Source organism: Trichocoleus sp. FACHB-90 (assembly GCF_014695505.1).
In the GTDB taxonomy this organism is placed as follows: Bacteria; Cyanobacteriota; Cyanobacteriia; order Cyanobacteriales; family FACHB-T130; genus Funiculus; species Funiculus sociatus.
On sequence record NZ_JACJOK010000073.1, the window covers coordinates 185384 to 197709 of the forward strand.

At 43.6% G+C, this 12326-nt stretch carries 8 protein-coding genes; 1 reads left to right on the top strand and 7 read right to left on the bottom strand.

The window, feature by feature from the left end; genetic code table 11:
* Positions 1-776: 776 nt before the first annotated feature.
* Positions 777-5186, top strand: a complete 4410-nt coding sequence (locus H6F74_RS22180) for a GAF domain-containing protein (RefSeq protein WP_190444317.1) — start codon at positions 777-779, stop codon at positions 5184-5186.
* A 28-nt stretch (positions 5187-5214) separates the two neighbouring features.
* Here the strand turns inward: H6F74_RS22180 and H6F74_RS22185 are convergent, their stop codons facing one another.
* From H6F74_RS22185 to H6F74_RS22215, 7 genes are all read right to left on the bottom strand, one after another.
* Positions 5215-6990 (bottom strand): PAS domain-containing protein, encoded by a 1776-nt coding sequence (locus tag H6F74_RS22185; RefSeq protein ID WP_190444318.1) that lies wholly within the window; start codon positions 6988-6990, stop codon positions 5215-5217.
* Between the two features lie 553 nt (positions 6991-7543).
* On the bottom strand, positions 7544-8245 hold the full coding sequence (locus H6F74_RS22190; RefSeq protein ID WP_190444319.1) for an iron-containing redox enzyme family protein: 702 nt from the start codon (positions 8243-8245) through the stop codon (positions 7544-7546).
* A 707-nt stretch (positions 8246-8952) separates the two neighbouring features.
* A complete protein-coding gene (locus H6F74_RS22195) occupies positions 8953-9921 on the bottom strand; it encodes an NADPH:quinone oxidoreductase family protein (protein ID WP_190444320.1) in 969 nt (322 codons plus the stop codon).
* A 440-nt stretch (positions 9922-10361) separates the two neighbouring features.
* Positions 10362-10724, bottom strand: coding sequence for a hypothetical protein (locus H6F74_RS22200; protein WP_190444321.1), 363 nt, complete (start codon positions 10722-10724; stop codon positions 10362-10364).
* Between the two features lie 176 nt (positions 10725-10900).
* Positions 10901-11338, bottom strand: coding sequence for a DUF4079 family protein (locus tag H6F74_RS22205; protein ID WP_190444322.1), 438 nt, complete (start codon positions 11336-11338; stop codon positions 10901-10903).
* A gap of 216 nt (positions 11339-11554) precedes the next feature.
* Complete coding sequence (locus H6F74_RS22210; protein ID WP_190444323.1) at positions 11555-11944, bottom strand: DUF1830 domain-containing protein; 390 nt, start codon at positions 11942-11944, stop codon at positions 11555-11557.
* A 136-nt stretch (positions 11945-12080) separates the two neighbouring features.
* Positions 12081-12308: a hypothetical protein gene (locus H6F74_RS22215; protein ID WP_190444324.1), complete on the bottom strand. Its 228-nt coding sequence runs from the start codon at positions 12306-12308 to the stop codon at positions 12081-12083.
* Between the last annotated feature and the right edge of the window lie 18 nt (positions 12309-12326).

The following is a 12326-nucleotide window of genomic DNA, read 5'->3' on the forward strand; positions in this document are numbered from 1 at the left end:
AATATGCCGATATGGGTTGTATAATATTTTACATAAAATGGCAGGATTTAATATTTATTATTGTGGTTAATTTATTAACTTACCTGTTTTTGCTCCGCGTGTAGAAACTTGGCATCTAACGTTTCTTTACTAGCATGGCAAAAAAAATTAATTTTTAGAATAAATTTCTATGGCACCTACATTTACACTATTTTTATATAAATTAAAAGTAAGATGCCCATAAACTGTGCTGGCAACAAAGCATGGAAGAGCATGAGAACACTCCTTGCCCTTATACCATTTTGGATTTTAGATTTTGCTCCCGGCGAAGGAGTTTGTTGGCCTCCGATGATTTTAGATTTTGAAAATCTTACCCGTAGGTAGTTTCAGAAATTGAAGTGTTGCACGTATAACAGCAAGTGGTATTACCCCTCTTCTTGTAAAGCAACATAAGTGCTTCCTTATTTACACTGGACTCACCACTTTCAAGATAGACACCCAAACGCGATCGCGCACAACAAAACATGAAAATCTCTTTTCTCGGACTCTCACCCCCTGCCAAGAACTCTTCCCAATTAGTCCACCAAGCTCAAGCGCCCCAAATTTTAAGATAGAAGTTTCCGTTTATTAGGTATTTTTATGGGGGATTAGGATCTAAAAAATAGGAACCAGCCCGCTTGAAGGTGCTATTAGGTAGCTTTTCTGAGGGCGGCCGCTCTTTATTTCAGTAACTTTATAATATCGCGCGTTTTCACTACACCAGTACAAATGAAGATGCCATCATCAGAGCAAGAGAAATGAAAGCACCTTTACCAGATAACGAACAAGAACGGATAGAAGCGCTGCGGCAGTATGAAATCCTCGACACAGAGGCCGAAGAAGCATTTGACGATCTCACACGGTTAGCGGCATACATCTGCGGCACACCAATTGCTGTAGTCAGCTTAGTTGATACAGATCGGCAGTGGTTTAAATCAAAATTTGGTCTAACAGCACCAGAAACTTCCCGCGATATTGCATTTTGCGCCCATGCTATCCTGCAAACCGAACTATTCGTGATTCAGGATGCAACCCGCGACTCGCGGTTTGCTGATAATCCCCTAGTGACCAACGACCCCAACATCAGATTTTACGCGGGTACTAATCTGACAACACCAGAGGGATTGCCAATAGGAACCTTATGTGTAATAGACTCTGTAGCGCGAGATTTGAATCCCGAACAGAGGCTGGCATTAGAAGCCCTGGGTCGCCAAGTAATGACGCAGATAAACTTGCGGCGAAATAATCGCGATTTGATACAGCTACAGGAGCAGTTGCGTAAGAGTAAAGAACGCTACGAGATATCAGTCCAAGGCTCCAGAGACGGATTATGGGATTGGGATATTGAAACTAATCAAGTTTATTTCTCGCCTGCTTGGAAAAGTATGCTGGGTTTTACAGAGCATGAAATCGAAAATAATTTTTCTGAGTGGGAAGCACGCCTGCACCCCGAAGATCGCGATCGCGCTCTTGCAACCATTCAAGCTCATTTCGAGGGCTTAACACCATATTACGAATTAGAACACCGCTTGCTGCATAAAGATGGCACCTATCGCTGGATTCTAGCTCGTGCATTATTGCGAAGAGATGCCAACGGCAAACCCTCTCGCATGGCGGGTTCCCATACCGATATTACTGAGCGCAAGCAGTCGCAGGACAAGTTGCGAACAAGCGAAGAGTCTTTCCGGTTATTGGTAGATGGAGTTAAAGATTATGCAATCTATATGCTCGACACCACCGGACACATCGTCAGTTGGAATGCGGGAGCAGAACGTATTAGTGGTTTCAGCACCGAAGAAGCCATTGGTAAGCACGTTAGTTTTCTTTATGAGCCTGGAGAAAACCAGGAAAGTAAAGTACAACAAGAATTAGAGATAGCGATCGCCAACGGTCGTTTTGAATCAGAAGGCTGGCGCATCCGGAAAGATAGAACGCGGTTTTGGGCAAATGTTGTAGTCACCCCATTACACGATCAAGCAGGACTTGTGTGCGGCTTCTCCAAAGTGACGCGAGACGTCAGCGAGAGAAAGCGCCAAGAAGAATCACTGGCTCTAAGCGCCCGGCTTGCCAACTTTCGTGCCGATATCGATTCTGCCCTCGCCCAGAGCGACACGTTTGCAGGCATTTTGCACCGCTCTAGCGAAGCAATGGTACAGCATCTGGATGCAGCCTCAGCTCGGATCTGGACACTCAACCGGGAAGAAAACGTCCTGAAACTGCAAGCCAGTGCTGGGATAGACGTACAAATTGATAGTTTCTCTAGCCGTGTTATTGTTGGCAAATCACAAATAGGCGCGATCGCTAAAAGTGGCAAACCCTACTTGACCAATTACGTCATCCACGATCCTCTTCTAGGCGATCAAGATTGGGCAATTCAGGAGGGAATAGTCGCCTTTGCTGGATATCCCCTCATAGTCACGGGAACTCTAGTGGGCGTGCTGGCAATGTTTTCCCGCCAACCGCTCAGCGAATTTGTTCTCAAAGCCTTAGAATTTGCCGCCGACGAGATTGCACTGTGGATAGAGCGCAAACAAGCACAAGAAGAAGTCAGACGGCAGAATTTGCGAAGTCAAATCTTCGCGGAAATCACCCTAAAAATCCGCCAGTCCTTACAACTAGAAGAAATTCTCCAAACCACAGTCAGCGAAGTGCGACAATCCCTGCAAGCCGACCGAGTAGTGATTTATCGGCTTTGGACAGATAAAACTGGAAAAGTCGTAACCGAGGACGTAGTTCCTGGCTGCTCTGCGATCTTGGGGCAAGATATCGCCGACAATTGCTTTCAAGCAGATTACTACCCTTTATATCGTCAGGGAAGAATTCGCGCGATCGCAGACTTAGAAGATTCTGACATCCAACCTTGCCATCTCGAACTACTGCAAAAATTTCAAGTCAAAGCCAATCTTGTCGTACCCATCTTGCAAAAAGATGAACTCTGGGGACTGCTAATTGCCCACCAATGCGCCCGCCCCCGAAAATGGTCTAGCTTTGAAATTGATCTTTTACAACAACTAGCCGACCAACTTAGCATTGCCCTAGCTCAGTCCCAACTCTTAGAAGAAGAAACCCGCCAGCGTCAAGAGCTAGAAATCGCCCGTCGGCAAGCCGAATTAGCAAGCCATGCCAAAAGTACCTTTTTGGCAAATATGAGCCACGAAATCCGCACCCCCATGAACGCCGTCCTGGGAATGACCGGGCTGCTTTTAGACACCCCCTTGAACCCAGAACAAAAGGATTTTGTGGAAACGATTCGCATCAGCGGAGATGCGCTTTTGTGCTTAATTAATGAAATTTTGGACTTGTCTAAACTGGAGGCTGGCGAGATGGATCTTGAAGTTCTAGACTTTGACCTTTCCACCTGTGTCGAAGAAGTATTAGACTTACTCGCTCCCCAAGCCCATGCTAAGGGGTTGGAAATTGCCGCCTTAATCTACCGCAATGTTCCCACCCAACTTCAGGGCGATGTCGGTCGTCTGCGGCAAATTCTCACCAACCTGATTGGCAACAGCATTAAGTTTACCAGCATCGGGGAAATAGTCGTGCGGGCAGAACTCCAATCAGAAGCCCCCACCCCAGCCACCATCCGCTTTTCTGTAACCGATACCGGAATTGGCATTGCCACAGAAGACCAAAACGAACTGTTTCAACCCTTTTCTCAGGTAGACTCCTCCGCCACCCGCAAGTATGGCGGTACTGGCTTAGGGTTAGCCATCTGCAAACAGCTTGTTACCCTCATGGGAGGAGAAATTGGCGTTGAGAGTCAGCCTGGAGGAGGCAGCAAGTTTTGGTTTACCATTCCCTTCACAACCCAGAGTAAACCAATCGCAACCCTTCCATCTTCTACAAGTCTTATGGGGCGGCGGCTGTTAGTTGTGGATGACAATGCCACTAACCGCAAAGTTGTCCGCTCCCAAGCGGCGAACTGGGGGATGCAAGTAGATGAGGCGGATGGTGCAGCTACCGCCATCAAAGCTTTGCAGGAGTCTGTGGAATGGGGAATGCCCTATGACGTTGCTGTGATTGATATGCAGATGCCTGTAATTGACGGCATCACCTTAGGAGAAAGAATCAAAGCAAATCCCACCTTCGCTAAATTACCCTTAATTATGCTGACTTCCGCTGACGGGCGGGGAGAGGCACAACGGGCAACACAGGCAGGATTTGCCGCCCATTTGATTAAGCCAGTCAAGCCATCTCGTTTATTAGATATCATCCTAAACATCTTAGAGAAGCAAGAGGTCGCGGTTACACAGTTATTAGCTAATGACCTAGCACTAAAAACTCCGGACTTTTCTGCAACAGGCCATAAACAACTGGCAATAGGGGCGCATAGCAGTACATCCCTACCAACGAACAACAAACAAGGGACAACAGAGAAAAAATTAAGAATTCTCCTAGCTGAGGACAACCTGATTAATCAAAAAGTGGCACTCAAGCAGCTAGGAACTTTAGGTTACGAAGCTGATGTCGCTGCCAATGGTCAAGAAGTCTTGGATTTATTAGCAAAAATTCCCTACGACTTAATTTTGATGGACTGCCAAATGCCCATCCTTGACGGTTATGAGGCAACGCGAGAGATTCGGCGGTGGCAACAAAATGGTTTTCGTCGCACTGCGATCATTGCTCTGACGGCTAACGCGATGAAGCAAGACCGAGAACGGTGTCTCAATGCTGGGATGGATGACTATCTCAGCAAGCCTGTATCGCGGGAACAGTTAGCCGGACGGCTTGAGCATTGGAAACAAGAGATTTTTCAGAAGCTAAATCCCAAGGTAAATCCCAGCAATGCGGATGTTGTCACACCTGAAAAAAGTGAAAATTTGCCAAATTTAATTGACTGGGAGCATTTGCATCATCTCTCTGAGGGTAGCGAGGAGTTCGAGATGGAACTTTTGCAAATGTTTGTTGAGGAAGTTCAGAGTCATATAGAGATCGGGAAAAGAGCGATCGCTATTAATGACTTTACCAGCATTCAGCAAGAAGCCCACCACATCAAAGGTGCCAGCGCTAACGTCGGCGTAAAACAGATGCGGCTTTGTGCAGAAAAGCTGGAACAACTAGCTTTCCAGAAGCAGATTCAGGAAGCGGCTGACACAGCATCCGAGTTAGAAACATTGCTGTGGCATCTTCAATCGCTTGTGGATGCAAAACTGAAATCAAGTTTTTGATATTTTCTCGTCATGAATTATCAAAAAGTTACTGAGAGCATCGAACTGGAATTTCAATCCAAAACTCAGTTCCTTGCTCTGGTTCTGAAAAACACTTCAACACTCCACCATGCTTTTCAATAACAATTTGGTAGCTGATAGATAGTCCCAAACCTGTACCTTGACCAACTGGCTTAGTCGTGAAGAAAGGGTCAAAAAGACGGTTTCTAACATCTTCCGTCATTCCTAGCCCATTGTCTTTTATTTTTATTACCACCCGTTCAGCGTTCAAAACCTCAGTCTGAATCCAGATAGTAGGTGGTTGTCTGCTGTCAGTTGTCCGTTGTTCCTTGCTGGAGGACTGACAACTGACAACTGACGCTTCCACAGCATCAATCGCATTATTGAGAATATTCATAAATACCTGGTTCATCTGTCCAGCATAACAATCTATGCTGGGCAAATTGCCATACTCTTTAATGACTTGAATCGCCGGATGTCCGGCTTTCTCTTTCAGCCGATTCTGCAAAATTAATAAAGTGCTATCTAATCCTTCGTGAATGTCAACTATCTTCATTTCCGCTTCATCCAAGCGGGAAAAGTTGCGTAGAGATAGAACAATTTGGCGAATGCGGTCAGCTCCCATTTTCATCGAAGACAGCATCTTGGGTAAATCTTCCATGAGAAATTCAAGGTCGATAATTTCAATTTCCTCTTGAATCTCAGGAACCGGATGGGGATAGTGCTTAGCATACAGTTGCAGGAGGTTTAGCAAATCTTGAGCATATTGATTGGCGTGAACCAGATTACCGTAGATAAAGTTGACAGGATTGTTAACTTCATGGGCCACACCAGCAACCAATTGACCCAAACTGGACATTTTTTCAGTTTGAATTAATTGACCTTGTGTATGTTGCAATTTTTGCAAGGTTTGCTCCAGCTGGTTTGTTTTTTCTCTCAACTGGCTTTCCGATTTTTGCATTGCTTCTTCGGCAAGTTTGCGCTCGGTAATATCAGTAGAAATACCGCAGACTGCATATGCAAAACCAGCAGAATCATATAAAGGAAACTTGAGTGAAATGTAGGTATGTAAGCCGTCTTCGTGAATAATATTTTCTTCCCAGGAAATTTCACTTCCAGCTTTCAATACTTCTTGATCATTTGCTGTAACTATATCAGCTGCCTCTTTGTCAATTATATTGTAGTCAGTCTTACCTTTTATCTGCTCTCTGGTGATGTTGGATAAGGTTTCAAATCGGCTGTTAATCAGAGTATATTTGCCCTCAGTGTCTTTAACGTAAATAACTGCTGTGGAGTTATCGATAATATCTTGTAGCTGCTTTTGGCTTTCCCGCAGTGCTTGCTCCGAATGCTTACGGCTAGTGATTTCAGTATTCAAACCAGCTATACGATAAGGCTTTCCCAGTGCATCTCGAAACAAGCTACCGCGAGAAATAACCCACCGATAAGAGCCATCCTTGTGTCGTAAGCGGTGTTCTGATTCGTAATAAGGATTTATTCCATCCAAATGAGCTTGGAGGGTGCCTAATACCCGTTCGCAATCGTCGGGATGCAGGCTTTTTTTCCACTCGTCAAAGTTATTAGGAAATTCATGTTCCAAGAAGCCAAGCATCCTTTTCCAAGAAGCTGAAAAAAAGACTTGGTTGGTTTCGAGATTCCAGTCCCACACTCCATCTTTAGACCCTGTAACAGCCAGCTCCAAACGCTCTTTGTCTTCAGGCGATAACGCTTCCGTTTCTTTGGGTGCTATTATTTCACCTTTTAATTTTTTAGGGTGCAATAGCTCATTTGTAAGATTTGTCATTAGGAACTCCAGCTCAGTTTTTGTTATCAGTTGGAACCATTTTGTATCACTTGATACTGCAAATTTAATTAAAATCTGTTCTTGTTGTTAATAAAAAAGACGCGATTATTATTGATATGAAAGTTAAGCGATCGCATACTCACCCATTTGACTTAACTTGTTTGGATAAACAAGTGACAGAATCATATTTATTGTCATGCCATCAACGTACAAAAATTTGGGGCGGCTATATTTTATGCACCCCATGAATGTAGCACTCTGAAATTAGGAATCTACTATATATTAGTGCATTATTATATCTAAACATATCTTTTTTGGCAAGATAAATATTACTAGCTTCTGGAAGCTCCCTGTGGAAAAACTTATGCACTATTCTATTCTCTATTTAATTCCTCAAGTTAGGTCTTTATTTAGAATTCCCGAAATGAAGAGCGCGATCGCTATCTCAAAGAAAAATTTTATAAATTGCATAAAAAATAGGAAGCGAATTTGCAACTATCGCCTCCTATCTTCTCACTATTACTACTGAATTATAAAATTGTGTGCATGAAATCTAAGGAAAAGAAACGCGGTAAACCCCATCTAAGAAAGCTATGATTGCATCCCGCATCTCTTGTGCGCCTCGCCATACAGCTTCTAACTTTTCTCCGGAAGTCGGTACTAAACGAGCAAGTTCAACAACTTCTCCAACATGATCGACTTCAAGTTCTTCGTGAAGGATAATCCAAGTCAGTTTCTCAGATGCGATCGCATTTTGTCTGCGAATTTCCTGCCCCAAACATTGGTCAATTTGCAGTGCGCTGACTTCACTAGCAATAAAACCCCCAAGTCCTTCGTAAGGATCTTGGATGAAGAAAAGCTTTTCACCGCGTTGACCGAATTCGCGACCAGGTGCCAGAAGTTCTTCAGTATAATCACCTAAACACCAAGGTTCCAGACCATCAACCATACGCTGTAGCATGACGCTGTGAATGCGAGAAAAGTCTCCCTCGCCAAGTTCCTCGTTCAACTGTTTGGCAATGATACTACGCATATAATTGTCATCTATCCGAGCAGCCAAATTGGCAAGCCAACGCACGAAATTTTTGGATACTCCCCCTTCTACATTCATATTCATGGTGAAGATCCAAATCGCAGTAAGATTGACTGGTTCTTGCTTAAGCCTTTGGAAAATCGGGTGTTCCGCAAGAGTTTGCTGTTCGTAAAGGCGAACAATTTCTTCTGCTGGAGGTAAGGTGCGCTCTAGTATTTGCATTATTTACCCTGACAATAGGACTCGGAATTTGACAACGAGCAAACTTCAAGGTTTAGTCAAAATTTCCACACAGTCTCTTAAACTTATGTAGTTTTAGATTGCCCGTACCTTTATAATTACTTTGTATTAGAGTTATGTCATCCGAAATTTCACTGAGAGTAAATTTATTGATATTAATTACTGACAGTGCAAATAATCTCAGTAATCTTCCTTAATGTGGGCTTAATGTGGAGCGATCGCACTAATTAATGGGAGCATCCCGTTTTTGCAAATATAAGCGCACAGGCTAGAAGCCTACGGCTAGACAAACAAAGCGTTTGCGTTGGCAGGATTTGTGTATTTAGCCGCGACTTTACTCGTCGGACATTTTTACAAAATTGCGATGCTTCCCTAATTAATCGCGTAGCGCTCCTTTTTTAGCCTGCTTACCCCAGATAAGTTGTCTGCCTTACGGATATTGTAAAAAGCTGCAAATCGTACACCCTTAAACGATTAAGCAATTAATACTGTTCACGAAAAGCTAAAAAGCCAAAACCTGCGTAGGTTGGACATCCCTAAGAAAAGCGAGTGAAACAGAAAACTTCAATTAGGCGCTCCAACTTAACTGTGCTTATCTGGATAATTTACCCGCCATATAATGTTTGCGGAAAAGTGAGATTATCCTAAATTTATTCAGGTTGGCTAGATATTAGCAACCTACCGATTGTCTAAGGTTGTAAGATAAATTTTCCTTGACTGCTGCGGCTTTCAATTAAGTGATGCACTTTGCTGGCTTCTGCTAATGGAAACCTACCACTTATCTGTACATTCAGTTTTCCCTGTTTGATATATTCAAACAACGTATTCAAGGATTCATTATATAAAGTATTTTCCAAAAACCCGTACAAGCCAAAGCCAATAACAGTTTTATTTTTAGTGAGTAAAATTGTTGGGTCGAAAACACTACTACCGCTGGAGGAACCGTATACAATCAACTTACCAAAGTTAGCCAGACATTCTAAACTTTTGAGAAATATTTCGCCTCCCACTGCTTCAAGAATCACGTCAACGCCTTTGCCATCAGTAGCACGCAATACCTGTTCATGCCAGTCAGGTTCCCGATAATTTACCAATGTATTAGCGCCTAAAGATTGGGCAAATTCCAGCTTTTCAGGTGAGCCTGCTGTTGCAATTATCTGACTAGCACCGAAGATTTTCGCTAGCTGCACGGCTACACTTCCTACACCCCCTGCCGCTGCATTAACCAGTACACTTTGTCCGGGCTTCAGCTGAGCTACTGTTTTCAGCATATGAAATGCTGTCAACCCCTGTATTTGAATTGCGGCTCCCGAAACAAATTCTATTTCTTCTGGCAAAATTGCCGTTAAATTCTGCGGTGCAGTTGCATATTCAGCGTAGCCACCATTAGAGATAAAAGCTACCACTCGCTGCCCTATAGAGAAACCTGTAACTTCAGTTCCCAATTTCTCAATTGTTCCTGCTACTTCAAAACCAGGTATGAAAGGTAAGCTGGGAGTGAAAATGTATTGGTTCTTCCGCACTAAAGTATCAGCAAAGTTTACTCCGCAAGCGTGAATTTTGATTAAAACTTCCTCTGATTTCGGCTCTGGTAGAGAGATATCTTCTAGGCGCAAAACATCACTATTTCCATATTCAAAAAATTGAATTGCTTTCATTTGTAACTTTTTGTTTGTAGGTTTACAGATTAGTTTAAATGAACAAGGATATTTTTACTTGTTCATGACTTGTTTAGAAAACGGCACAATTTTCCAAACAGCAGGGCGACTGTCTCCTCGTTTCACCCGTTCCCTATTTGGCGATGTTCGGGTGCAGAAAAAGTATAAAAATTATAAAAATTATAAAAGGTACGACAGTGCAAGGGCAATAATGCAGCGCTAGATGAGATACCCCCCAGCTCTACTGCCGAGTAAGAGCGCACATTGCTATTAGTTAAACTTAGTGGCTCTTGCTTTGAAGAGGGTGCAGTTGAGCGCGATCGCAAATTGTGTAAAGGTGCCTTTGTTAAAAATAGCGCCTAGAATCTTCAATATCAATTGCTTCAGCCGCGATTAATTACGTCTGAAGCAACATACTCCTGAAGCTTTCCAAGGGAATATCACCACAACGCCCGCACTGGTGGCTCCTCTTCATCATCATAATATGGGCCACCACCTGTGGTATTCCTCCCGGTGCGAGTGGGAGATGGTGTTGCTGTGGGAGATGGTGTTGCTGTGGGAGATGGTGTTGCTGTGGGAGATGGCGTTGCTGTGGGAGATGGCGTTGCTTGTGGAGTTGTTTGTGGAATTTGGGCAGTTTCGTTGCTTGCTGGTGCAGGGGAAGCGGTGGAATTTGATGTTCCAGCCCTAGGAGGAATCACTTCGTTGCCATTGCTACCAAGGGGAGATCGTAAACCTACCGCGCTGCCTACTAAGGCGGCAATAAGCATTACTAGAATTACGGCGACGAACGGACTACTCATTAGAAGGGTGGGGTAAGCCTACATTTTCATGTTAACTAAAGATGGCTCGGTGAAGATAGAAGAAGTGCGATCGCGCTTTTGTTGCGGATGGCAATTGGTTTTTAAGGAATTAGCTGGTTTGTGAAACCTTTGCCTCTATCTATTTGTATAAATTTAAGTGTTACAAAAATGAGAATCTAAGGTAAATATTTTTGCACAACGCTCCAGCCTGTCAGCGTTACCCAGACGAATCCAACCAGCAGAACCAGATTAGTTGCGACATGAACCGAACGCGCCCAAGCTCGATTCGAGCTAATTAAAGTAGCACTCCCAGCTGAAAGTAACACCAGCGCCACCACCGCCCCTCCAGCGATTAAATGCGCCGAGTGACCCAAGCTGCCATAATGACCTAGTGTTCCTACAATCCCAATGGCTAGCAGCAGCAAGACCAAACCCACCATTATTGCGCCAGTAGTGTAGTGAAAAGGTCGCAACCATTGGGGTCGGGAATGCTCTTGCTGACGCGCCCTAAACATCCAAATGCCAGTTACGCCCAGCAGTAGATAGGCGACGAGTGACAAACCCATCGACCAAGCAGCAATTTTCCAAAGCCAAATAAAGGAAGGTAGATTCACTCTTTAACTCATCCAGCGCCAAATATAGCAGTTTCCGCATACTATCTTAATATTTTAGCTGATTATTAGTTATTCGTTGGCGTTGGAACGTTGTCAGGTTGTTAGAACCTAATAAAATCTCAATTTGACAACCTTACAACTCTTACTTGACTAATGACTAAAAAAAAGGCTGTCGATACCGACAACCCTTGGCAACGCTCAAATTTTGCAAGCTTATTACCCTATAGAAGTGGTTGTTAAAGATTCAGTGGTTTCTAGGATTTTCTTTTTCTGAACTGCCACTTTTTGCTTGTTATCCTCTGTTTGTTCTTTGTGTTCAAAAATTTTATTATTAAAATCAGAATCCTTTTTTTCGTCGATACACAGGCGATCGCACGGTATGTTATCTGAGATAATTGCACTTGCCATCATGCCTGAATGAATTTCCAGAAGTGCTTCTGGCAGTCCTTCAAACACTAAGCGTTGTCCGGGAAACACAACACGCTCAAAGTACCAGTTCGGAATGTTACTAATCCGAGCAATTTGAATGTGGCTTGTAGCATTGACGTAGCAGCAGAGAATGTAATTGGTTTTACCAGAAGGGAGGGGATCAAGTATTTGAGCCATAACTGCCGAGCAGCTTTGCGCCACTAGAATTAAACTACATTAATTAAGTTAACACCGAGCGATCCCCGTTTGCTGTAAACTCCACTACCAACTGAGTATTCTTCTCATAATTATTTCTCAAGATATAAAGAAAACATTAAATTTTTAGAAATTGCAACTTGCGATCGCAAGCATGAATCGGCATCCCGCAGGGGGGAGACTTGGGATTCGAGACCAACGCTTTTTCTCCCAAGTTGTAGGCTGCGCCCTTGGAACCCCAACCCAACAAATCCCAGTTTTGGATTTTTGACTTGTCTTCCTTGTCCCCCAAGTCCCCTTTTTCGCCTACACAGCAAAAATTAGCGCTACGCTCTTGTGAACTCAATGTTATCGTAAAGTTATA